This window comes from Rahnella sikkimica (genome assembly GCF_002951615.1).
Taxonomy (GTDB): domain Bacteria; phylum Pseudomonadota; class Gammaproteobacteria; order Enterobacterales; family Enterobacteriaceae; genus Rahnella; species Rahnella sikkimica.
This window is the reverse complement of sequence record NZ_CP019063.1, coordinates 327793-351796: the sequence shown is the minus strand read 5'-3', so window position 1 is coordinate 351796 and position 24004 is coordinate 327793. Positions and strand designations below refer to the sequence as shown.

24 protein-coding genes are annotated in these 24004 nt (G+C 49.6%); 11 read left to right on the top strand and 13 right to left on the bottom strand.

The features are described from left to right. Positions 1-21: 21 nt before the first annotated feature. A complete protein-coding gene (locus BV494_RS22985) occupies positions 22-459 on the top strand; it encodes a hypothetical protein (RefSeq protein ID WP_192938219.1) in 438 nt (145 codons plus the stop codon). A 241-nt stretch (positions 460-700) separates the two neighbouring features. Here the strand turns inward: BV494_RS22985 and BV494_RS22980 are convergent, their stop codons facing one another. Continuing rightward, the gene (locus BV494_RS22980) at positions 701-1189 is read right to left on the bottom strand and encodes an OsmC family protein (protein WP_104925115.1); all 489 of its coding nucleotides are present in this window, start codon (positions 1187-1189) and stop codon (positions 701-703) included. A 217-nt stretch (positions 1190-1406) separates the two neighbouring features. On the opposite strand from BV494_RS22980, the gene BV494_RS22975 reads away from it, so the two are divergent. Next, the gene (locus tag BV494_RS22975; RefSeq protein WP_104925114.1) at positions 1407-2048 is read left to right on the top strand and encodes a GntR family transcriptional regulator; all 642 of its coding nucleotides are present in this window, start codon (positions 1407-1409) and stop codon (positions 2046-2048) included. 231 nt (positions 2049-2279) lie between these two features. Here BV494_RS22975 and BV494_RS22970 read toward each other — a convergent pair whose 3' ends face one another. From BV494_RS22970 to BV494_RS22960, 3 genes are read right to left on the bottom strand one after another with little or no spacing between them, the layout of a single operon-like run. Further along, the gene (locus BV494_RS22970) at positions 2280-3617 is read right to left on the bottom strand and encodes a cytochrome c (RefSeq protein WP_104925113.1); all 1338 of its coding nucleotides are present in this window, start codon (positions 3615-3617) and stop codon (positions 2280-2282) included. Further along, on the bottom strand, positions 3610-5214 hold the full coding sequence (locus BV494_RS22965; protein ID WP_104925112.1) for a GMC family oxidoreductase: 1605 nt from the start codon (positions 5212-5214) through the stop codon (positions 3610-3612). The genes BV494_RS22970 and BV494_RS22965 overlap by 8 nt, the downstream gene beginning before the upstream one ends. A gap of 23 nt (positions 5215-5237) precedes the next feature. After that, positions 5238-5819, bottom strand: a complete 582-nt coding sequence (locus BV494_RS22960; protein WP_369694498.1) for a sugar dehydrogenase complex small subunit — start codon at positions 5817-5819, stop codon at positions 5238-5240. Between the two features lie 416 nt (positions 5820-6235). Between BV494_RS22960 and BV494_RS22955 the strand changes: the two genes are divergently transcribed. Continuing rightward, positions 6236-6613 (top strand): hypothetical protein, encoded by a 378-nt coding sequence (locus tag BV494_RS22955; protein ID WP_104925111.1) that lies wholly within the window; start codon positions 6236-6238, stop codon positions 6611-6613. A 330-nt stretch (positions 6614-6943) separates the two neighbouring features. Here the strand turns inward: BV494_RS22955 and BV494_RS22950 are convergent, their stop codons facing one another. Then, positions 6944-7588: a TetR/AcrR family transcriptional regulator gene (locus tag BV494_RS22950; protein WP_104925110.1), complete on the bottom strand. Its 645-nt coding sequence runs from the start codon at positions 7586-7588 to the stop codon at positions 6944-6946. 107 nt (positions 7589-7695) lie between these two features. Between BV494_RS22950 and BV494_RS22945 the strand changes: the two genes are divergently transcribed. Next, complete coding sequence (locus BV494_RS22945) at positions 7696-8388, top strand: DAPG hydrolase family protein (protein ID WP_104925109.1); 693 nt, start codon at positions 7696-7698, stop codon at positions 8386-8388. A 49-nt stretch (positions 8389-8437) separates the two neighbouring features. Here the strand turns inward: BV494_RS22945 and BV494_RS22940 are convergent, their stop codons facing one another. Next, positions 8438-8920 carry a glutathione peroxidase gene (locus BV494_RS22940; protein ID WP_104925108.1) on the bottom strand — a complete coding sequence of 161 codons (483 nt, stop codon included), beginning with the start codon at positions 8918-8920 and terminating at the stop codon, positions 8438-8440. A gap of 194 nt (positions 8921-9114) precedes the next feature. Continuing rightward, positions 9115-9609, bottom strand: a complete 495-nt coding sequence (locus BV494_RS22935) for a 2-thiouracil desulfurase family protein (protein WP_104925107.1) — start codon at positions 9607-9609, stop codon at positions 9115-9117. Between the two features lie 257 nt (positions 9610-9866). Between BV494_RS22935 and BV494_RS22930 the strand changes: the two genes are divergently transcribed. Further along, the gene (locus BV494_RS22930; RefSeq protein ID WP_104925284.1) at positions 9867-10169 is read left to right on the top strand and encodes a putative quinol monooxygenase; all 303 of its coding nucleotides are present in this window, start codon (positions 9867-9869) and stop codon (positions 10167-10169) included. Between the two features lie 187 nt (positions 10170-10356). Here the strand turns inward: BV494_RS22930 and BV494_RS22925 are convergent, their stop codons facing one another. Beyond that, complete coding sequence (locus tag BV494_RS22925) at positions 10357-10662, bottom strand: cupin domain-containing protein (protein WP_104925106.1); 306 nt, start codon at positions 10660-10662, stop codon at positions 10357-10359. Positions 10663-11004: 342 nt separating this feature from the next. Next, positions 11005-11658 (bottom strand): DUF421 domain-containing protein, encoded by a 654-nt coding sequence (locus BV494_RS22920; protein ID WP_104925105.1) that lies wholly within the window; start codon positions 11656-11658, stop codon positions 11005-11007. Between the two features lie 210 nt (positions 11659-11868). Between BV494_RS22920 and BV494_RS22915 the strand changes: the two genes are divergently transcribed. Then, complete coding sequence (locus BV494_RS22915; RefSeq protein WP_104925104.1) at positions 11869-12864, top strand: LacI family DNA-binding transcriptional regulator; 996 nt, start codon at positions 11869-11871, stop codon at positions 12862-12864. A gap of 29 nt (positions 12865-12893) precedes the next feature. On the opposite strand, the gene BV494_RS22910 is transcribed toward BV494_RS22915, so the two are convergent. The 3 genes from BV494_RS22910 to BV494_RS22900 form a co-directional block, all read right to left on the bottom strand. Further along, entirely contained in the window at positions 12894-14333 is a 1440-nt protein-coding gene (locus tag BV494_RS22910; RefSeq protein ID WP_104925103.1) for a glycoside hydrolase family 32 protein, read from the bottom strand. Next, positions 14330-15580, bottom strand: coding sequence for an MFS transporter (locus BV494_RS22905; protein ID WP_104925102.1), 1251 nt, complete (start codon positions 15578-15580; stop codon positions 14330-14332). The genes BV494_RS22910 and BV494_RS22905 overlap by 4 nt, the downstream gene beginning before the upstream one ends. A 180-nt stretch (positions 15581-15760) precedes the next feature. Continuing rightward, entirely contained in the window at positions 15761-16654 is an 894-nt protein-coding gene (locus tag BV494_RS22900) for a hypothetical protein (protein ID WP_104925101.1), read from the bottom strand. Between the two features lie 499 nt (positions 16655-17153). Here BV494_RS22900 and BV494_RS22895 point away from each other — a divergent pair, with 499 nt between their 5' ends. From BV494_RS22895 to BV494_RS22880, 4 genes are all read left to right on the top strand, one after another. After that, positions 17154-17966: a fimbrial protein gene (locus tag BV494_RS22895; RefSeq protein ID WP_104925100.1), complete on the top strand. Its 813-nt coding sequence runs from the start codon at positions 17154-17156 to the stop codon at positions 17964-17966. 88 nt (positions 17967-18054) lie between these two features. Continuing rightward, the gene (locus BV494_RS22890) at positions 18055-18558 is read left to right on the top strand and encodes a CS1 type fimbrial major subunit (RefSeq protein WP_104925099.1); all 504 of its coding nucleotides are present in this window, start codon (positions 18055-18057) and stop codon (positions 18556-18558) included. Positions 18559-18632: 74 nt separating this feature from the next. Next, the gene (locus tag BV494_RS22885; protein WP_104925098.1) at positions 18633-21371 is read left to right on the top strand and encodes a TcfC E-set like domain-containing protein; all 2739 of its coding nucleotides are present in this window, start codon (positions 18633-18635) and stop codon (positions 21369-21371) included. Between the two features lie 9 nt (positions 21372-21380). Further along, positions 21381-22544 carry a CblD like pilus biogenesis initiator family protein gene (locus tag BV494_RS22880; protein WP_104925097.1) on the top strand — a complete coding sequence of 388 codons (1164 nt, stop codon included), beginning with the start codon at positions 21381-21383 and terminating at the stop codon, positions 22542-22544. Positions 22545-22585: 41 nt separating this feature from the next. On the opposite strand, the gene BV494_RS22875 is transcribed toward BV494_RS22880, so the two are convergent. Continuing rightward, positions 22586-23176, bottom strand: a complete 591-nt coding sequence (locus BV494_RS22875) for a helix-turn-helix domain-containing protein (protein WP_104925096.1) — start codon at positions 23174-23176, stop codon at positions 22586-22588. Positions 23177-23403: 227 nt separating this feature from the next. Between BV494_RS22875 and BV494_RS22870 the strand changes: the two genes are divergently transcribed. After that, the gene (locus BV494_RS22870; RefSeq protein ID WP_104925095.1) at positions 23404-23961 is read left to right on the top strand and encodes a YagU family protein; all 558 of its coding nucleotides are present in this window, start codon (positions 23404-23406) and stop codon (positions 23959-23961) included. Positions 23962-24004: the final 43 nt, after the last annotated feature.

The following is a 24004-nucleotide window of genomic DNA, read 5'->3' as shown; positions in this document are numbered from 1 at the left end:
CGGAAGGCCTCTGTCAAAACAATGGAGTTGAAATTGAAATATTTGACCCTGTCTACACTATTATTCTCTATCTCAATCAGTGGGTGCGCCATCACTGTCAGCGAATTAAAAAGCAGTCAATCATCCTATGACGGCAGCTTCACGAGCAATACGGCCCCCTCCGATACCTATCGAACCTTAAGGCTCATGGCAAGGCAATGCCTGGAATATGAGGCATATTCAGGAAATCCGGTCATCGTATTAAGCGAGTTTGACAGTGAGCGCAATGAAGGTGAGATCAATCAAAAGCTCCTTTCGGAAGGACTGTTGATTAACAACACGCTAATTGAAATAGAAAGACATGATGGGAACAAAGCACAGGTCAGTCTATACACAACCAAGAACATATTGAGTGTGGGCATCAGGTCGCCAAATATAAGTGATATCAAGCGCTGGGCTGACGGCGATAGAGTTTGCTAGAACGATACTCTCGTCAATACCGTAAAGCATCTCCGGCCATATGACTTGCTCCCCCGGTTGATTAACACACCGCGATTTAAGTAATGCCTTCATCAGGGATGAGAACAACTGCGAACTTCCGCTATAGGCACGAAGCAGACATGCACGCGTGAATGATGCGCGTTGAGCGAAAAGCGGAGGTTTGGCTGATACAGTAACTCTTAGCTATCGTTCCGCTAACCGGCCTTATTCGGCATGGAGCTTACACCGTTCCAGAATGCGCTTCGTCAGAGATAATAAACTCAGGGTCATAGCTCACAGGGAAGTTTACTGATCTGGCAATAAAGCACACTTTATGGATCTCATGGTGAATAGCCATTGCAGCATCAATATCAGTACCGGCTACGACAGTAATTTTTGGCCTGAGTACGGCAGACAGGAAGCGGCCAGCGCCATTTTTTAACACCTCTCCTGTTGCTACCGGTGAATCTTCATAATCCATTACAGTGATGCCCGCATCTGATGCCAGATGTAAATACCACAGCATGTGACATGCAGAAAGAGAGGATATAAGCAGGTCTTCCGGATTCATTTTACCAGGGTCACCACCCAGTATCGGGTCATTAGAACAATGTATTATTTCCTTTCCCGCGACAGAAATATCCCATGTCCGGTCATATGAACGATACCCTGTTGTCCCTTTGCCCAGATTTCCTGTCCAATATATATGTGACGAATAACTGTGTTCCATAAATTTCCCGCTCCAGTTCTTAATGTCTGCTTGTTAGCAATACACTCTCAGTCGGCCAATGAAATTAATATTTATCTGCTTTTGAGATTCTCACCACTCTCTCTTCTCTGCTTTTAGTCACTCCCAGATGAAGCACGATTTACCGCAAATCATTGTCAAAGTGCTTATGCGAATGGCATAATGGTATACCATTCAGTCATCAAGTAAAGTAGGTTTTATGAGTTCGGTTATTCTTTCGACCGCGGACATGCTTGCTTTTGAGCTAAAAAATTTAATCAACAACGGCTCGCTGCGGGACGGTGATCGTCTAGTGGAAAGAGACCTCGCCAGCCAGTTTTCTGTCAGCCGCATCCCGCTGAGAGAAGCAATCCAGAAACTTGAGAGGGAAGGCTTAGTTGACGTTTACAGAAACCGCGGAGCTGTCGTCAGGACGCTTACCGTTCACGATGTTGATGAAATTTATCAACTCCGGGCTTTACTGGAAGGTGATGCTATTTTTCAGAGCCTTCAATACATGGATTCAGAAACGCTTACGCGGGCAGAGCTTGTTCACAAACTTCTTGGTAGCGCCAGCGAATCAACACAACAGGGGCAATATAACCGGGAATTTCATGAGCTGTTATACCGCAAGTGTAAAAATCAGCGTCTGCTGAAAATGATAAATGAATTACGAGCGCAGATAGAAAGATATGAGCTTTTGCAGCATCGGTTACTGTCTGAAACACTCAAGTTTCAGGATGAACATGAGCATATTTTAAACGCCTGCCTGCGGGGCGATCCCGCTGCTGCTCGCGACTTTACCGTTGAACATATTCTTTCTGCCGGGCTGATTCTAAAAAGCTATATGACAAACCGGTAATCCAGGGAGCTGCTGCTCGCGATAAAAATCCAAGCGGCAGAGCGTTTGTTGGATCCGTACCAGGCACTCAGCGAACAGCCCGCGTCTTAATGAAATCATATAAGAATCACATCCACATTAATGAAGTGATGCCGATACGCATTGATTACATAACCTATAAGAGAAAACCGGGCCGGTGAATACTCAGCCTGCCCGGTCGGAGGACGTAAAGCTCAGGGATCCGCGAAAACGTTAAGCCGTTTTGCGACGACGACGGTACAGCCAGATGCCAATGATCAGGATCACGATGACCGCACCGGCGATCATCCCGACACGTGCCAGCATTAATAACGGTGACGCCGCGCCGCCGTTACGCAGCTCTTTGACGCGTTCGCTGGTCAGGCTGATATGACTGCCGCCTACGTCCTTCATCAGATAATTGGTGAGACTGGCAATTTGTGCATCGCTAAGTTCATGAGCAAATCCCGGCATTCCCTGTCCCTTTTCGGGCCAGACACCGTCCAGAATTGCCATCGCGACATTGTCCGCCGTGGGCTTTTGCAGTATCGGATGGTTCTTCAGCGCAGGCAGCCCGTTCAGCCCTTGTCCTTCCTGATTGTGGCAGGCGGCGCAGTTGCCAAGATACAGTTTTTGTCCCTCGCTCATGGCGTCCAGCGCGGCGGGCGTATCATTACCGGTCACGGGCGTAAGCCCTGAAATCACCGGCTTAACCACAGATTTTGCGTCCACAGGTAACAGATACACCGCGATAGCCTGCCGGTCTTCCGTGGTCAGGCGCGAAAAGCTCTTATCGATTGCCTCCAGCATCGGGCCGCCCGCCGTTGCACCGTTATCTGCATAGCCGGTGGCCAGATACCCGGTGAGCATCTCACGGGTCCAGTGCGTGTCGGTCAGCTGCCGGGCCGTGATATCAGGAGCAAACCAGGTGCCCAGAGATGCACCGCCCAGCAACTTATCCTGCTGTTCCGCCATCAGGAAATTGCGCGGGGTATGGCAGGTGCTGCAATGGCCTAAACCCTGCACCAGATACGCACCACGATTCCACTCTTGAGAACGGTCGTCCTGCGGTTTGAAGGTCTCTTTGTCGAGGAACAACAGATTCCAGGCCGCCATGCTAAAGCGAAGATTGAACGGGAAAGGCAGATCGGTTGCCTGTGGACGCTGGTCCACCGGCGCGACGCCGTGCATGAAGTAGGCATACAGCGCGCTGACATCTTCATCGTTCAGTTTGGCATAGGCCGTGTACGGCATTGCCGGATAAAGCGGGCTGCCGTCCGCACGCTTGCCTTTGCGCAGGGCGTCGGAGAACTGTTCCAGCGTGTAGCGGCCGATGCCGTCGGTTTTCGACGGGGTGATATTAGTACTGTAAATCGTACCGATCGGGCTGACGATGGCATGCCCGCCGCTGAAGTCCGGTTTACCGCTGTCGGTATGACAGGCACCACAGTCACCGGCAATCGCCAGATATTCACCGCGTTTGATCTGCTCATCCTGCTGTGCTGACGCGGCATAAGCTGACACGCAAAAGAGAAGCATCAGCGGCAGCATTTTTAATAAAGAATTACGCATGCTGAGTTTCCTCGAGAATTTTATCCGCGGTGCGCAACGCCAGCGCCATGGCCGTGAGTGTCACGTTGCAGGTGCCTACGGTCGGCATCACGCCGGTGCCCACCATAAAGAGATTTTCATGATCGTGTGCACGGCCAAAGGCATCGGTCACGCTGCTGGCAGGATCCAGCCCCATCGACAGGGTGCCGGTGATGTGCTGACGGTTAGAAAACTCACCTTCCTTACTGTGTTTGATGTTGGTCGCACCGAGTTTCGCGGCGATGGCGTCATAATTATCGCGGGTGACCTTGGCGCCTCGTTGCTCATATTCGCCTACGGACCAGTAAAGTTCAGGCGTCGGTAAACCCAGCGGGTCTTTCTTACTGCTGAGCGTTACCCGGTTATTCGGGTCAGGTAACTGTTCCATCGCATTTTTGATGCTCAGGCGGCGGGCGGCCCGGAACTGGATCTGCTCTTCCAGCTTTTTGCCGAAATACCCTTGTTGCAGGAGCTCTTTGGTGACGCTGGCCACCTGCGAGGCGTTGGAGATATCGATACGGAAAGGCGCGTGCTCTTTTCTGAACTCGCCGTCGCGGAACTGCCCTATGGAGCAGGGGCTGACGGGGCCGCGTCCCGGCCAGATCGGTTCATCCACATCAAAGGTGACGCCGATAGCAGGGTGATCGCAGAGATTGCGGCCCACGTTGTCGCGCGCATTGGCAATCCCCTGCGGGAATTTATCGCTGACTGACATCAGCAGGAGTTTCGGGGTTTCAATCGCGTTTGCTGACAGCACGAAAGTTTTACCGGTAACCCGGTGGCTGACTTTGTTCCAGTCGTAATACCAGACGGCGACGATGTTCCCCTGAATGTCGTGTTCAAGCTTATAAGCCACGGCTTCGGTAATGATATTGACACCGGAGGCTTCGGCCTGCGCTGCCGCCAGACCGCCGTGATATTGCGCATCTATCGGACAAACCGGCATGCAGTTGTTGTTACCGCAACAGGCCGGGCGCCCGTCGAAACTGCGGCTGTTGCGTCCCGTGCAGTCATCGAGCACCGTGAAATCAGGTGCCAGACGATCGGTCACCCGTTGTTGCAACCATGAGGCCGGTACCGCGTCCATTGGAAAGGGTTTGGCGCGCGGTGAACCGTTATCCGGCGCGCCGCCGACACCGGCAATAACTTCTGCCTGATAGTAGTAATCTTCCAGATCGTCGTAAGCTATCGGCCAGTCTTTGCCGATACCGTACTGGCTGTGCTGGCGAAAATCGTTAGGGACGTAGCGCCACAACTGCGCGGCCCAGTGCCAGCTGGTTCCGCCGAACATACGGATGTACTGGGCATTGAACGCATGTGGGCCTGTCTGCTGTAAATACCCGTTAGGTTCAGGCGTGTAACGTGGCTGCGGAGCCATTTCGGAGAAGGGGTAAGGGGACATAAAGTCGGATTTGAACGCGGAGGCGCGAAAGCGTTCAACCAGCGCATCGCGGCTGACTTTCGGCCCCGATTCCAGCAACAGCACGGATTTGCCCGCTTTTGCCAGTCGGGTGGCAAGAAGGGAGCCGCTGACGCCCGCGCCAATGACAACCACATCGGCAGAAAGATTATTATTCATATATGACATTGCTCTTCAAGAATTTAGGGTTGCTTAGCCCAACTGCCGCAGGGACCATAAGAAAAACTTGGCGGAACCAGTTTGTCGCTGACGGCCTTATTGGCCAGCGTATTGATATAGGTGACGCAGATGGCTTTATAGCCCTTGCCGACGACCCCGTTGTACCAACCGCCCAGAATATTTTTAGCTAAGGTTTCGGCATCCACATGCGCCTCGGGAAAGCGCAGTACCGGTTGTTCCAGCCAGTCCGGGTTGGCATCCAGCAATGTTTTAAGTTGGGTCAGCCCCTCAAAAAAACGTTCCTGCGTCATGTTCAGCGCATGACATAGCGCCTCAGACACCGTGTTATCCAGCGTCTCATGCAGGGTCAGCTGGCGGGAAACCTGGATAAAATTGGCAAGTAAGGCGGCGTTTGGCTCAACCATGGCGGCGTTAGCGCGCGGGAGGGGGATCATCTTGCCCGCCATTGACGTCAGGCCCACCAGGCCTATCACCTTCAACACGCCTCTGCGTGAATATTGCTTCATATTTTTCTCTTTCTTATCAATAACGGCGAACGGGTTTTCCGCCGTCAGGTCTTTTGAACGGGAGTGCTTCCGTTTCATTCCGGGCAGTTCGGGTAGCGATGTTTTGACCGCATACTTACAATAATCGTAGGGGGTTTTTCTTATAAGGGAGAAATTTAAAGCAGAAGAACGTCGGTTTTTACGTCATGTAAAAAGGGGAGCCACGCATTTGTTCCGGAGGGAACGATGTTTTTCGCTTTCCTGCGCACAGGAGGATGAGTTCCCTGTGAAATCTTCTCCTGTCAGAGACGGACTGCCGTATCCCTGATTCATTCCGAGACATAATGCACTCATTTAGGTAAACAAACCCTAACAGATATGAAAAAAGAAACGCTCAACACAGCAACATAGTGTATGCAGGTTTTAAGCGGAGGATTTTGGGTTTTACTCCTCACTCTGTTTATTGCAATATCTGACAATATCGCTCAACGGAATAAAACCTAAAGGGTCGTCTGATGCAGAGAACAAATAATAAAAAGATATTAATCCTTATATTCTCCTTACTCTTCGCTCAATTACTGAGCGGGTGCTCACTGACCCGAGTCTCTGAAAAATCGCATGCCAGAGAAGTCGAGAGCCTGAATCTTATCGGAATGAGCCTGGATGCGGCGAAAGAAAAGATAACTAAAGAAGGATTTGATTGCAGCGACTATCCTGAGACCAATAGGGTGCAAACCCAATCCGGCCCACGCACTTTAATACAGCTTGATTGTAGCAAACGAAGCTTAGAACTGATTTGTCCGCAAATACGCTATGCAGTACTCAATGTCGACCCCCAAAGCTTCAAAGTGGTATTGGTGGGAAAACGCATAACTCAACAAGCCTGTTTTTGATGATTAAATCCAGGTGTAACTAGCGAGTAAAAAACGGGGGGCGCTTGCAAAAGGGAAAATATCGTTGCGTTCTACCTACTGCAATTTATATAAAGTTCCGCTTCTGGCTCGAAGCGGACTTTACTCACAGTAATCTGCTTCTCCATGTTTCTAAGCAATAACCTTTACGAGTTGGGGCTCCGCGAGAACGCTCTCGGCAATTGCTACAGTCCAGAGACTATTTTCTTCACATGTATTGATTCTTTTGAAATTTATACCGTTTACTTGTTTTTGCTCTGTATAAATTAAGTAGCTTAATGGTTCTGCGAGCAACACCGAGATGACAGCATATTATTCACTTCCCTGATCGATTATTAAGGAAATGAATTGCATGCAAGAATCCAGATGCGCCTCAACTGCTTCATCCTCAAAGGTATGAGTTAAGCCAATAGCCGTTTTGCGCAAAGGTTCGGCGACGCACATAGCGAGGATGGCTTTGGCACTGATGTCTGCGGGTAGCATCGGGAACCACCCATGATTTTGCTGCCGAATTATCCAGTCGGTGAGTAATTGCTGGCCCCGTTCAATACCATTTTCATTATATCTTTTGAGCAGTTCTCCCTTACCCGGAAATGTCGTATTGAGAAGACGGAACATTTTCACTGCCGATTCTGAAAGTGCCTGACCACAAATGGCCGTCAGTAATTTTCTTAAGGTTGGTAAAACGTCACTCTTATCCTTTGGGTCGAGTTGTGTGAGCGGCGCATAATTATCAGTCCAATTACGCACTGAAAGGCCGAGCAGTTCTTCCCGATTCTTCGCAAAGCGATATACCGTCTTTTTGGCGACACCGGCTTGAGATGCAACAGCTTCTATTGTTGTTGCGTCATACCCTTTATCAAATAACAACGTCATTGTGCTGTCGATTATCTGCTTTTTCACTTCTTCCTGTGGGGCTGAAGGGCGTCCGCGTGGTTTTGGGACTGCTGCTGGCATGTGAGTTCCTTTTTTGCTTGTCATGTGGACATTTTATCGGTTATGTTTAGGAAACGAACTTCGTTTCTTAAATGTAGTGCATTTCCCGATTTCACTGGAGAAGTAAAATGCTAAAACAAGATATTGCCAGACCATGGCTTGATCATTCAGCGTTGCTTGATCCCGCGCCAATGCCGCTGGAGACAGGCATTAAACGTCTGGATGACGGGAGTCTGATGGTTGCAGTGCGCACCGATTTACAGGGTTGCAAAGGACGGATGATTGACTGGTGGTTTACCTTTTTTGAAACAACGCAGCACATAAAATGGTGGCATCCCGTTGACCATGTTGAGCATCGTGGTTGGGACGCCAACTGGAAACGAGGACAAAGTTACTACGGTGCCACCATCCGTGCCGTTGAATCGTTAGCTGAAATTCCGCCCATTCCCGCCTGTCTGAAATTCCATAATCCTGCGTCAATATTCGGAGAAAAAACTGTGGGAAAGGCGATGGCTGATGATTGCGTCTCGGCAATCGTTGCCGCAAGGATAGGTTTTGGTGAAGAGGCCGAACTGGATAGCCAAGGCGATCCATTGGATGGGCAAATGCTCCATGTTGCGCGGGATACGCCGTTTGGATGTGTGCTGCGTAGCCGTTTTATTCTCGGTATGAGTAATGATGATCCTACTTATCCCACCGATGAAATGGGATTAGCACTTATCCGACATTGTTATACTGAGTTCACCTTCTTATCTCGTTTCTTGCCTTCACTCTATTATGGTGAGAAAGCCAATGATGAAGAAATTGCACTTCCCTGGTGATACGCAGAGTGAGGATCCTGTCTGTGGACGGTTTGAATTTCAGGAACATTTAGGTTTCAAGTGCAGCAAGAATGAGGGTTTCCATTTTCTCTGGGGAGGTAAGCGGTGCAAAACGTTTGAGCGGTTTGCCGTCGCGACCGATCAGGAACTTAGTAAAGTTCCACTTGATCCGTCCACCCAGCACGCCGGGCAATTCGTCTTTCAGGTAACGAAATACCGGGTGCGTAGCGGTACCGTTGACCTCCACTTTCTCAAACATCGGAAAGCTCACACCATAGTGGATGTGGCAGGTCTGCGCGATTTCATCGGCACCGCCGGGTTCCTGATGACCGAACTGGTTACAGGGGAAGCCCAGCACCACCAGACCTGAGGCAGCGAACTTCTTGTAGAGTGTTTCAAGCCCTGCGTATTGTGGCGTGAAGCCGCAATGGCTGGCGGTATTCACCACCAGAACCAGCTTGCCAGCATAGTCGGCCATAGAAATAAGCTGGCCACCCAGGCTGTTGGCGGTAAGTTGATGAAAGGGGGTCATGTCAGTATCCTCAGAGCAGATTTGCAAAATCGAACGAAAACAAACAGGCGACCTTTGACCTGCTAATGGGCCGTTCATTTGTCGGAAACACCTTAGATCCTTTATTGTGTTGTGGCACAAATTGGCCTGAGAAGGTGTGACGCCATGAATAAACAACAAACTGATTTCTTTTCGTATCTCAATGAAAAATAAGTTCAGCGTTCTTTCTCATCAATCCAGGCAATGAGATCGGCGAGCCTCTTCTCAGAAAACACGGCTATTCCATGTTCCGCGAGTAGCGAAGCTGCGACTCCCATACCTGACTTACGCTGGCCGCTAAATGAACCGTCATAGATGAATTGGCTACCGCATGTTGGACTGCCGTCGGTTAACAGCGCAGCGGTACAACCTGACTCCTGAGCTGTACGAAGTGCCAACCAGGCGGCAAGCTGATAGTGCTCAGTGACGTCCTGCCCCGTCATTTCATGTATTCTGACCTGAGCCTGCATGACGTCTTGATCATCAGTAGAAACAATCTCAGCCGGAGGACGTGGAACTGGCAGTCCGGCGGCCAGTTCAGGACAATGGATCACAAGACGCTGCTCTTTCTGCCAGCGCTGCAACTGATCGGTCATTTGTGCTTTCTCGCTTCCGTCATAGCGCACTTTGAACCCCATCAGGCAAGCACTTACCAGTATTTTATTCATCATCGTTATCGTCTATGAGGGCAAGTGAATGCCTGGATTATAACACCTTCTCTTTTTACACAGACATGCTTGTGGCAGTGTCAACAGGCGGCTATGAGCGAGGAGCTGAAGTTCGCAATTGTTCTCACAACTGGTTAAGGCATTACTAACATCACGATCTATTAATTAAGGGGATTAAGGTCAGTGCAATTTTAAGGAGTTTTGCCAAAACATCTCTTTACGCCATAGTGTGTAGATTCTTCTTATCTTTAGAGGCTGTAATGTTAAAAGTAATTGCCGAAGACTTTATAAAACCTGATTGTGTTGAGAAGGTTATGGCCTTGTACCGTGAGCTAGTATCGGCCACTAAAAAGGAACCTCTTTGCATCGCTTATGATCTGTATATCGATGAAAAGGATCCGGGGCATTTCATTTTTATAGAGGAATGGCCTGATCGTAAAGCTCTCGAATTGCATTGTGAAAGTGAGCATTTCAGACGGCTTGTGCCATTGATTGACCAACATAAGCGCAAAGATGCTCAATACATTCTGATGAATAGTCTTGTAACCGCGCACGACTTATAAAAACGCATACTATCAAAACGTTATATCGAATTTTTTACACATAATAGGTCAACTACGGTCCTGCATCCGCCCCAGCTTTTTGATGTGAGGTTATGTCCGTTTCTGGCACGAAGCTGACAGTCCGGTATCCGATGAAAGAAACATTGCCAATGATTCAGACTATGAGTTTCTGTGGGCAAGAGACGATTTATTTTTCTGATAGATCAATGATAAACAATGTGCCAAAACTGCCGATTTCCACAGTATGTGGAACGCCAGCTTTGGCTACATAAAGCTCGCCCGTCCTTACAGAGATTTTTTTACCTTTAACACTTAGCTCAAGACGTCCGTCAATGACCAGTAACCCCTCGTCATATCCATGTACCTCTTCAGATACTGAGCGTTCATCCATTCGTAAAATTTTGAGATTTGCTTCCCCAATGTGGCCTAATACTTGAGAGTGCCAGGCCTCATTTAATGTATTTGCTTTGGTTTTAAGATCATAAAGCGACATAGGGTCAATCCTTTTGATATTCCTTTAGTGCATTTATCCCATATAAATTCCCTTTCGCCATATAACAAATAAGGCAAAACAAGTCGAAAAATAGACTATATCTTTTCTCAATACCCTATTAATTCTGAAGTGCCAGATTATGCATTCTAACCCGGCCAGAACCCCCCACATTGCAGGGGCGATGGAGTCTGCAATGTGGGTGATTTAAGTATGGTTGTACCTCAAAAGCGAGGAACGGAAGCTCGCCGTTGTCCTGCATGATGATTGCGTATTGACTGGCAATTCTGATGGTTAGTTAACATGGCACAGAACAGTACCGCTTCAAATTATCCTGGTCAGGCACTACCGGCACACTTTCCCGTCGGACATCACCAGCGTCATTTCTCCGTGCCAGAATTCGGCGAGGAAGATGTCACCGATCTGTTCAACACCCAGTGAAGTGATTTTTTCATGTAGCCATTCTTCGTCTTTCTGAATGGCATCCAGCTCCGAGTACCTGATTCTGCCGTCTTTAATCAGTATCACCGACGGCATGTCTGCGCCTTCACAGACCGCGGTGATCTGGCCGCCCGGTTCGATTTGGGCATATTTCAGGTTCTGAAAAGAGTGGATGCCCTGCGCATGTAACTGGGACGCGACGTTCAGGATATCAATCTTGTTTTTTCGTTTTAGAATATTTTCCATAATAAACTTCCCGTCCTTGATAATAGGAATGGGATTGCCAATTGCAAAGGAACGAAAGATAAAAAATCGCTTGCTGACGGCATTGAGCAAAGATATCAACATAACGCCGATAATAAGTACGATAATATACTGGTACAGGGGGATCACATCGTTGTAAATGACGCCGCCGATAATGCCACCCAGGACAAAGTTGCCGATAAAATCGACGGGTGTCATCTGAGAGAGCTGTGTTTTCCCTGAGAAATTCAGGTGTGAAATGACGATCAAAAAACCCAGTACGAATTTTGCCAAGACTAAAAGATAATATTCCATCCGGTTTCGTTCCCTATTTTTAATTCAATAATGTAGCACATTCAATTCAGGTATTCAGTGGATCACAGGTTTTGATGGATATCCGAACAATAACTTGCCGCGCTTTAAGGTAAATAGGTTGTCACCTCTCATTAGAAGGGTTTTTTGCGTGCGCAACGGCACTGTTTTTGTGTAGGATCAGCACATAGAAATATCATGAGCGGGAGAATTATGGCTTCGCTGAAAGAAGTGGCCCAACGGGCCTCAGTTTCGCTGATGACGGTGTCACGCGCCATTAACGAGCCTCAACGACTTAAGCCGGAAACACTGGCAAAGGTGCGGGAAGCGATCGATGCACTCAACTATGTGCCCGATTTCTCAGCGCGAAAAATGCGCGGTAAAAGCAGCAAACTCTCCACGCTGGGCGTGCTGGCGCTGGACACCGCAACCACGCCATTCTCCGTTGAACTGCTGCTGTCTATTGAACTCACCGCCCGTGAATTTGGCTGGAGCAGTTTTCTTGTCAGCATTACCTCTGAATCTGACAGCGAACGTGCCGTCAGTCAGCTTCTTTCCCAGCGCCCGGACGGCATTATTTTCACCACCATGGGGCTGCGTGAAGTGAATATCCCGCCGCGCCTGGTCGGTAAAAATCTTGTGCTGGCTAACTGTATCAGCCCTGATCATGCACTTCCGGGTTACATTCCTGACGATTTCGGCGGGCAGTATCAGGCCATGAAATTGCTTTTGCAAAAGGGATACCGGAATCCTCTGTGCTTTTATTTACCGGAATCTGTTCCTGCCGGGATCCGCCGCCGGGCTGGCGCAGAGCAAGCCTGGCGCGAAGCCGGAATGCCTGCGGAACAACTTCGCCAGTTTCATATGGAATCCGGTGATGAGCACTATCGTGACGTCGTACAGATTCTGGAAAGATTTGCGCCCAATGGCAAACCGGACTTTGATGTGCTGATTTGCGGCAATGACCGCATTGCTTTTCTGGCTTATCAGGTTTTGCTGGCGAAGGGGATTAAGATCCCGCAGCAGGTTGCCGTGCTGGGGTACGACAACATGGTCGGTATCGGCGATTTATTCATCCCGCCGCTGACCACCGTTCAATTACCTCACCGCGAAATTGGCCGCGAGGCGGTGTTGCATCTGATCGAACAGCGCCCCAATCAGGGATTGATAAAAATCGATTCCCCTGTACTGGAGCGCGAGTCTTTATAACGTCTTCTCTTTATTCACTTCCCGCACGATCAGCCTGCGCTTAGCGTCCAGACGTCACCGTGAACTAAGGCCGCTTTACCGTTGGTGGCAAAAACGGACAGGGCGCGCTGGTCGGGTTGCGGATAAATTCTGCTGCTGAACGTCGCGTCTCCCTGATTGACGAAAATCTCCACCGACGAACGGTCGATGAACATGCGCAAATCCAGCCGTTGCCCTGGTGTCAGTGCGATGCTACGGGCGTCTTTGATGCCGTGCATCGGGAAATCCCTTTCCAGACAGAGTCTTTGCGCCAGTGTATCCACAAAAAGGGATACGCCGTCCCCGAGTTTTATCCCGAAGCGTTCAGCATCTGAAGCGGTCAGATCCCATTGCGTGATGATCTCCACGGCTTGTGCATCTTCCACCAGAGGCCGGACGCCATTCCCGAGCACGCACGGTGCGACAGGATAATGTTCACGGCGCAGCGTCTCGATTTCATTCACGGGCATCATGCGCACTTTGCCATCACGCAGCGTCAGTTCGCGTGGCAATGTCATACAGCCCGCCCATCCTTCCGCTTTTGACGGCATCACGGATTCCCACATATCCATCCACGCGATGACGATCCGCCGTCCACCGGTCGCCGTGAATGACTGCGGTGCGTAGAAATCATGGCCGTGATCCAGTTCGGTAAAGCCTTCTGTGATTGTGAAGTCCTGACCCGGTTGCCACGACCCGCGCAGGCAGCCGCTCTGGAATAAGTTCTGATAATCATCGCCCTGCGCTTTGATACCTTGCGGGGAACACATCAGGATATGTTCATCGCCGAGCGGGAAGAAATCCGGGCATTCCCACATATAGCCGGTATGGCTGTCCGCTTTAGCCAGTACGCGATCCAGCACCCAGCTTTGCAGGCTTGTTCCTTTATAGAGCAGCACCTGTCCGCAGTCGCTGTTATCGCGTGCGCCGATCACCATCCACCAGCAGCCGTTCTCGCGCCACACTTTCGGGTCACGAAAATGCATGATGTTGTCCGGCGGGGTGAGGATCACACCCTGTTTGGTGAAATGAATGCCGTCCTCGCTGGTGGCCAGACATTGCACTTCGCGGATCGCACTGTCATTGCCTTCGCCGTTAAGCCAGACATGACCGGTATAGATCAGACTGAGTACGCCGTTGTCGTCTACTGCGCTGCCGGAAAAGCAACCATCGCGGTCGTAATCTTCGCCAGGTGCCAGCGCAACCGGCTGATGCTGCCAGTTCACCATGTCTTTGCTGGTGGCATGTCCCCAGTGCATGGGTCCCCAGTTTTCACTGAACGGGTGGTGCTGATAGAAAGCGTGGTAAACACCCTGATGGTAAATCAGCCCGTTCGGGTCGTTCATCCAGCCAGCCGGTGGCGCAAGATGAAAGAGGGGATAGAATGCGTTGCCGCGTTTTTTTGCCGCATCCTGCAAAGCGTGCTCAGCACGTTCAAGTCGCTGCTTCATAGGTTTTCGCCCTTTTTAAAGTCCATTGAATAGGGAGTCCGGCTCTTGTCACCGGTGAGAAGGAAAGCGGAAATCAGCGTGAGGGAAAGTACCAGCGCGCCCATAATCATGTAGGTGTCGGCGAAGCCCATCGTGTCATAGCCTTTGCCTGCCAGTGGCGAAAACACACTGGCACAGACCTGCGTAATAAACTGGAAACCCACCAGATACAGCGTGGCTGACAGGCGCGGGTCGAAGCGCGTGGTGATGTACTTAAACATGGCGATCAGCAGAATCGGCAACTCCACGGCGTGCAGCAGTTTCATGCAGGAAATCGTGACGGCATCCGCGGCCAGCCCTGAACCAAAGACGCGCAGCGCCATAATCAGACCGCTCAGCAACAGGCCATTTTTAGCGCCAATCTTGTTAACCACAAACGGCGCGAGGAACATCCCGCCCGCTTCCAGAAATACCTGGAAGGAATTCAGGAAACCGTACATCTCGTTGCCGTTTCTGACGTCAGAGAAGAGTGACGAGAAGTACACCGGGAATTGCTGGTCATAGACGTTATAAACGCTGACACCGGTGACAAATACGATCAGCGCCCAAAAGCGGGGGAGGCGGAACAGGTCGGTGGCATCGGAAAACCGCAGATTACCGGGTTTACCGTACTCAAGCTGACTCAGGGCATCGGTTTTGACTTCGCGTAATCTCCACAGTAACAGCAGGAAAACCAACGCGGAGCAGGATCCCATCCAGAAATTAAGGTTTGGATTGATGTTAAAGAGCATGCCGGAGAAGAACGTCGCCGCCGCCCAGCCCAGCGATCCCCACATTCTGGCTTTGCCAAACTCGAAACCTAAAATGCGACTGACGCGTTCGGTATACGACTCCAGCGCCCCAATCCCGGCAAAAAAAGTGGCACCGACATAGAGCCCGCCCGCTACCGCTCCCGCAAAAATATTGGCCTGCAGTAACGGCGCAAAGACAAAGATGAAAAAGGGGCCACTGAGCAGCAACAGAAAACCAATTGCCCAGAGCAGGTTCTTGCGTAAACCCAGCTTATCCTGAATAAAACCGTACAACGGCTGAGCGCAAAGCGCCGTCAGGGCGATGGCAGAAAATAACAGCCCGGTATCAGCCCCCCGCAGGCCAATCTTCTGGCTTAACCACAGTGAGATAAGCGAGAAGGCTGATGACCAGGTGTAGAAAAAACAGAAAAGTAACCCGCTAAGCAATGTGTAAGGACTTCGGTTGCTATTCTTCATGTGTGTGTCCGTTCATTTTTCGAATGTGTAGACCACATTGTTAACGTTAACTTTTTGCTTTTCACAGACGTAGTAGGGTGATTTCATGATGTTAATCACAAGTGTTAACGTTAACATATTCGAAATGTGATCTGAAGCACAATTTTCGAGCAGTGAGTTTTCAAGCCTCCGGTTTATCCCTCAGAGAGGGACGGAGAGGCCGTCTGCGACAACGGTATCAGCGGGGCGTGCCACATCGGGCAGTCCGCGAAGCCCATACTCGACCATCGCCATGTAAACGGAAAAGTAGTTGAGCGCCATTTGCATGAAGGACAGATGCAAAACGATCGTGTTATTGGTGGTATCAAGCCTCAGCAGGCCACCGGTCTCTGCGGCTTTCAGGCATCGCTTGATGTGTGAACGGGAAACCCCGCATTTCAGCGAAGCTTTCAGATAGTTATACCCGATCACCGCATTCTGCTGGCGGATGCTTTCGATGTACAAATCCATAAGAATCATGTGTCCGGCGTCCCTGAAAATGAACTCCTTACAATCGGGCACCATATCGAATAAATAGATCTGATTGAGTATGATTTCCGAGTATTTACGAAAATATTCAGCGTTGAAATTTTCCATTTTCAGACAGCGGGAAACATCGAAATCCGGATACAACATGCCGTAGGGGATCATCATGGTATTGATGAGCGCGCGGGTTTCATCCTGTGCTTTTGATGTCACCGTATAGTTTAGCTTCCGTTTATCCAGCGGATCCTTTTTAACGTCCATTCTTCCGCCCACACGAATAAATAGCAGGAATGAGTCCACGGTATTTTCACTGATTAACCCCGTCGTCTTACAGAAGTCTTTCACATGGCGGAGCGTGGGATTCTCTGTCGTGAAAAAATAAGTCATTACCGCTGTTCCAATAATAAAACGATTGGCTTTGAAAATAACCTTAAAATAGAGGGGTTTAGTCAGATAAAGTTTAAACATAAGTTTGTAATGTCTCTGCATGACTAACTCTATATCCTGATGAGATTTAATCTCTTCTGCACGATGAGAAATGAAATCCCTGAGTTCTTGTTTGCTCTTCATTTCGATGCTTACTTTGCCTGGTGTCATATTACAAATTAAAAAATATCGCAATTGTTATTTAGCGTTAATTTCAAGCGTGTTGAGAAACAGTTTAGAATGCTATATGGCGACGGGAGTGTGATGTGTTTTTGTTAAAGTTCTAAAAGGTCTGATTAATCACTCTAGGTTTAATCCTAACACTCCATTAACGAATTTGCATAAGAGTTGATCTTATTTTGTTCAGAGATATGATTTGTTTAAGTCATACAGTATTTATTATTTTTCGGATTTTAATTAATGGTTTCATCGAGTTATGTTGGTTTTCTTGCAGGAGGTTTTTTTCGGTTATTCCCTCTAAAAAAATTAACCACAAAAATGGACAGTGACTTAACAAACGCCATGTGAGAATTTTCTTATCGCCAGGTTATTCCCGCGGATTCAGAAGTCCGGGTAAACAGGCAGAACCCTCTGGAGAGGGAATTGCCGGCACGTTTTTTAATGGAATTTATAAGGATTTATCATGGATGAGTCACGTCATCAGTCCCTGCGCCACAACATTTCTCTTGGGCAATTTTGTAAAAAAAAGATTGCCGGGATACTGCGTTTCTCACTGATACCCATGACTTTTTTAGGCATCAATGCTGCCTGCGCAAATATGAGTGTCTATCCGATGGAAGTGACGCTAAATAACCAGGGCGCAGCGCAGATTCAAACCTTATCCCAAAGCGGTGAGGCGCAGTTTATTAAAGTCAGCATTAAGAAAATCGAACGCCCTGCGACCCCCTTTGAAAAGGAAATATGGGTTAAGGATGCCGTTTCACCCTCGCTGATTACCACGCCGGACAAATTTGCACTGGCTTCGGGGTCACAACGGATTATTCGTCTGATCTCGTTACAACCGCCGGAAAAGGAAACGGCCTGGCGTGTATATTTTGAGGCTGTCGGTTCGCCCGATGAGCTGAAAGATAAATCCGGGCAGGATAATAAAATATCCAATCAGGTCGGTATCAATTTAGTCTGGGGCGTACTTGTGCATATTCTGCCAAAGAATGCGGTGTTATCTTTGCGTCAGTTAACGGGCAGTGAAGTAAAAAATACCGGCACAGTGCGCATTGTTATTCGTGAGGTGGGGATCTGCCCGCAGGGGAGTACGGGCGGGAGTTGCCAGTGGAAAAAAGAACATACCACGGTCTACCCGGACGAAACTCTGATATTGAAATCGTGGACGCCTGCGCAATTAAATTCAGCACATGAAATAAGAATTAAATATGTTGATCAGAACTCGAAAAGCCTGAATGAGTACGCTATTGAGAATACGGCCAGCATGTTCTAAGGGAATAACAACCTGTTTGTTATGAGACGGTTCATCACCGACGACACGGTCATTTAAGACCATTACATGGATTTTCATGGAGCTACAAATGCAAAAATTAATTAAACCACTTTTCATCGCGACAGTATTAACGGCTGCATTTAATGCACAGGCTGTGCAGAAAGATATTACTGTTAATGCCAACGTCGATGCCACAGTGGATATGACACAGGCGGACGGCACTGCATTACCGGGCACAATTACTATGCAATATATTCCGGGCCGGGGTTTGTCTACCTATTCACTCAACACCAAGATCTGGTCAAATTCAGCCACTGCGAACATTAACGTTGCGCTGGTGAGTGCTGCGCAGTTAAACGAAGCTACCAGCGGCACGGCTGTGCCGCTGAAAGTGACACTGGGTGCGGATCTTAAAACGATCACAACAACGCCGACGCCTTTTACTTACGCTAACTTGTTCCCGGCGGGTAACACCAATGGCTCCTCAATCCTGCCGTTGAAAATTTCTCAGACAACCCTCGCGCCTCTGACGACCGGTACCTATTCCGGCGTGGTCAGCCTGTTAATTACACAGGCAACGACGCAGAGTTGATTGCCCGGATTGCCTGATCGATTATTACGGGGGGCGGTCTGCCCCCTTATTATTCTTTTCAGCAGGACGCTGTAATGAAGGTCAATATTCGCGTTGTTTTAATAGCCTCTTTCATTACCCTGATCCCCTCTCTTTCTGTCCGCGCAGCGACGCAGGTCCCGCCGGGTTTTGAATCGCTGGTCACCGGGCAGACTCTGTGGGTCAATCTTTCTGTCTACGGACAATCGCTCGGACTTTTCGAAGCCACTGTTTCACTCGATACCGTCACCTTCCTGAAACCGGAAGAGATCGCCCGCGCGGTCATGCAGCATTATCAGAAGAACCCGCAGCAGGAAAAGCGCTTAGACGGCCTGATCCGTCAACCTCTGGCGCGCAACGGCAATCTGGCTTGCAGCAGTAACGGCGGGGTGGCCGGATGTGACTATCTGGACACCGATACCGTCGCGCTTATCTATGACGAAAATAATGCCAAAGTTGCGCTCTTCCTTGGCCCGGAATTTATTCCCCTTTCCGCAGGCAATGCCTCGCCGTATTACGAACAGACCGCTGAAACCGAAGCGGCATTTATTCATCAGCAAAATATCAATTTCGTGACCAACAGCGGTGACCAGTCGTTATCCCTGCAAGGCGCGGGCGCACTGGGATTGACGCAAAACAGCTATGCCGGTGTTGACTGGGATTACCTTGCGCAGAAATACCGTCAGCAAAATCATCAGGAAGTTCGCTTCAATAACGCGTTTCTGCGCCGCGATCTGGGCAAGCGTTACTACGTCCAGGCCGGACGCATGGATTCGCGGGACATTTTCAGCAACGCTGGCGGAAACATCACATTAAGCCAGTTGCCGCTCAGCACTATCGAAGGCGCGCGCGTGGGTTCCACGCTGGCCTGGGTTAACAGTACTCAGACCACACAGGGTACGCCGGTGACGGTCTTTATTACCCGTCCGTCGCGCATTGATGCCTATCGTGATCAGCAACTCCTGGGCACTTTTTACCTGAATGCGGGCACGCAAAACCTCGACACCACGGCGTTTCCCAATGGCAGTTACACCGTGACGCTGCGCGTGTATGAAGACAATCAGCTTTCGCGCACTGAGCAGGTACCTTTCAGCCGGACAGGCAGTTCCACCAGTCAAAACGTTGAGTGGTTTGTGCAGGGCGGCGCTATTCCAGGGCAGGATAGGCAAAGTAATGGCGCGGAATCGCAAAATGGTGCCGACCGCCGCGTGATTCAGGCGGGGATCAAAATCCCGCTGAATCTTGAGACTGCGCTGACCGGCGGTGTCGCGATGACCAACCGTAACCATTTTGTCGAAAGCGCTCTCGACTGGAGTCACGGATTCGACAACGCACTGCTTGACGGCATTCTGGCGACCCGTTTCAGCTACCTGAAAGGCAGCGAAGGCTCGCGCGGCAATATCCAGCAAGTCTCTTATAACGACGGTTTCTCTCTCAGTTTCTACCGCAGCGCCCTCTATGCGCAGGATTGCTACAGCAACAACGGCGGACAATATGGTTTCAGCGGGTGCTACCAGAGCAGCAGCCTGATGTTCAGCGTGCCCGTCAAAAGCTGGTATGTGAACGCCGGTTACAGTGCCAGCGAAAATGAAGGCCGCAACGTGATACCTGCACAGCGAGATGACGACGACGTCGTGCCGGTGTGGACCCGCCGCAATATTTACAGCAAAACAAAAACCAACACGTGGCAGGCAGGGCTCGGGCGTGGATTCAGCTTCAACGGTATCAACATCAATACCAGCGCCAACCTTTTTACGCGCACCAACAGTACCGGCATGAAACGTGATAACGGGGGATTCCTGTCGGTTTCGCTCTCGCGCGTCAGCACGCCAACCATTGATGCGCGCTCGAACTACAGCTCACTGGGCATGACTTATCAGTCAGATCGCAGCAATAGAAATCAGGTCGGCTACAACGTGGCGCAGAACTGGTATTTCGATGCGCAGAATCAGCAGGAAATCGGTGTGAATCTCAACGGTAATCAGGAGAACACCCTGAATGCGTCGGTCTACGGTAAAACCGGTGGCGAATACGGCAGCGGCAGCCTGGCAGTGAGTTCGGCGTCCTCGGGTTCGTCCGGCCAGCGCTTTAGCAGCAGCGGCAGCTATAACTCTTCAATGGCTGTGGCACGATCGGGCCTGTACTGGGGAAAATGGGGCAACGGTCTGCCGGGTGCCGCGGTGGGGCTGAGCGTCGACAGCACGGATGACAGCCGTGATACCCGTGTGGATGTCTCAGTAGACGGCGCGGGGAGCGCAAGCCTGCACGGCACCGGCCGCACGCTGTTCAGTGTTCCGGCTTACACGCAGAGCAATATCAGCATCAATGATTCGGTGGAATCTACCGCCGGTATGCGCAGTGAAATCACGCAGGGTGCCGGACGCCGCTCGCTGTTTATCTCGCCGGGCCGGATGCTGGTCGGCAAGGTGAATATCGTTTCGCGTTACACCTATCTCGGCAGGTTGATGATCAATCAGCAAACCCCGCTTGAAGACGCAATTCCGCTCAATGTTGTCAGCTGGTCAGGTTTAGGGCAGGGAGGATTTACCGCTGAAACCGATCACCGCATGAAGGATTTGTATATGGCGCGTGGGATGCAGATGTATCGCTGTGAAATGAAGGTCAAAAGTACCCATGACGTCGTGCGCTACGTCGGAGACACCGGCTGCGAGGCGATCAGCCTTGCATCAATACCGCAGAACGTTCAGCAGCAGGCAAAAATGCTGATCGCTACGCGGCGCGCGGACGACGTCCCTCTCGCCCGTGAACAGTCTTTCCGGCAGGAACAACAATAAGGATTTTGTATGCAACTCAGATTTATCGCGGGGCTGGCGCTGGTTGGGTGGATGACTGGCGTTCAGGTGCAGGCGGCAACGCTTACGCCGTCGGGGCGTAACACCAGCGTGGCGGTCACCTTCGACCGGATGTCCGTGCCCGCACAGCTGCCGATCTGGTCAAACGAAAACGGCGGTTATGACACGAATGATGCGCCGAAATGGGGGCGAAATACGCTGGTTTGTCAGTCACGTACCAGCAATCCATACGGGGCCTGCCCGACGTTCCCCGTCTGGCTGGAAGCCACTCCTGCGCCGTACCCCGTGTCGGTGACTTTCACAGAAAGCACCACGAAACAGACGCTGGTGCTGAATGTTTATCTCACCAAACGAAGATCACTGAATAACGTGGTGATAGCTTCCAACCTGGTTCCGCTGAATGCGTTCGGGGGTGCGGTAACGCCGCGTGGTGACGGGACGGACTTTTCTGCTTATCTGCCGTCGTCCGAATTGAGTAAATTCCCCTCGGCCGGAACCTGGAGTGCGACCCTGAAAATGTCGCTGATGCAGTGGCCAACAACCTGTACCGGTAATTCCCAGAATATCAGCATCGGTTGTACCAATGCGACAAAGTTAGGCGACTGGATTGCAACCCTGGCGTTTAAAGTCACGGATTACGGCAATCAGCAGATCTACCTGCCTGAGTTTGGTAATGCGGCCGCCAATGTGGATCTGGGGCTGAAAATATTCCCCGGCGGACGCGGTACAACCAATGTGGCAGGCACTCGCTCTCTGGATATGTGTTTGTATGATGGCAATAATTCGGACAGCAACCGGGTGAGTTTAATTTTTCAGGACGAAGGATCCGCCGCACCCGCCCGCGCCACCGGGTTGTTCTCTGTATATCGTCAGGGCGGGAATAAAAATCTGGCGCAAGATCGTCTGGATTATTCCGTTGAAGTGGTAAATCCGCTGACTAAAGGGCGTCAGGTGGTGCAGAACGGCAGTGAGATCGTCTGGAGCGGGACGAATAAAGGGGTATTGCGCCGCGTCGTCTTACCGGGCCAGAGAAATTCCGTATTATGTGTTCCCGCCCCGATGGAATTAATTACCCCTTCTTTCATCTTATCGTCGAAAACAGCGGGGCGTTATAGCGGAACGCTCAGAGTTATTTTTACCCCGACAACGCAATAACCTCATTTAAATCATGCAGTCACTCATTAAAAACGGGTGACTCAATCGTTATGGATAAAGGCTTTATACAGGTGAAGACTGTTCCTGAGGTTGAGTTTCTTAACCAAATTTGCCTGATAACTGTAGAGTGTTTTGGGATTTTTACGGCTGGCTCTCGCGACACCTTCAATGGAACCATTCGCGAATAAACAACATAAAAAGATAATTTCTTTTTCAGTGAGCGCTTTGTTGACAGGATTTGAAAAGGGTTCGACGTTCTTATTCGTGTTAATAATTCCGTTCATTACGTTAAGGAGAGTTTGAGACGGCAGGTTTTTATCGATAAAGAAGTCTGCTGTGATGCGGTCAGGATGGTAACTCACCCGATTTTTCTTGAAATCCGAAAAGAAAATTAACTTTACGCCATGTTCCCTCTTCATATAGGCCAGGTATTCAATTTGCGCGATTGCCGAAAGGAAATGTGCGGGCAAATCGAAAATCACAAATGGCACTGGATGTAATTCTCCGTTTGATATATTAAAAACACGCGCCGCTTCATCTGCGGTTTTATAGCAATCAATAATGAAATCATCCAAAAGTGATGATAATCCCTGCTGATGATACGTAGATTGGTCTATGTACATAACATTCATTTTATTATTCCTTTATGATTTCATAGGTCATGATATCGTTGAGAATGATGAAGTTGAATGTCCATTTTTGGTGTTAATATTGTAAGGGTTTAGTGTAACGCGGAAGCTTTAACGGTTAATTATTTACCGTTGTTTACATATCCTATGAAAACGTGATCCAGATCATAATTTTTGCGTCATAAGCCATTATTCTTTAAGGGAATCACTTATCAATAAAGGACTACAGAATGAAGGGTTTTTTCGCATTAACGGAGCCTAAACGTCGCAGATACGGCGTTGCTCTCTTTGTCGGTATTATTGCTGGCATCATGTCAGCCTTCGTGAAATGGGGTGCAGAAGTTCCGTTACCTCCCCGTACTTTTTCGGGTGGTCGTGATGAATTCAATCCTCCCTTTCTTTTCTTAAGAGATTACTTAGGAATAGACCCGACGCATACCGTCTACCAATTTTCAGAACATATCATTAACCCCGTACATATTACCCACATTATATTTTCTTTGGTTTTCGCAGTGGGTTATTGCCTCGTTGCCGAAGTATTCCCTAAAGTAAAATTATGGCAGGGTGCGCTGGCCGGTATTATTGCAACAGTTGCAGTTCATTGGATTAGCTTCCCGCTGTTAGGGCTGTCGCCGTCGCTGGCGAATATTCCGTTTGATGAATATCTTTCTGAGTTAGTCGGGCATATCTTCTGGTTCTGGGCAATTGAAATGATCCGACGTGATTTGCGAAACCGCATAACGCATGAACCTGATGCTGAAGTGCCTCTGAATTCGCCTTATCGTTGAGCCTTTATATTTAAAATGAGCGCTATTTAAAATGAAAGCCGCC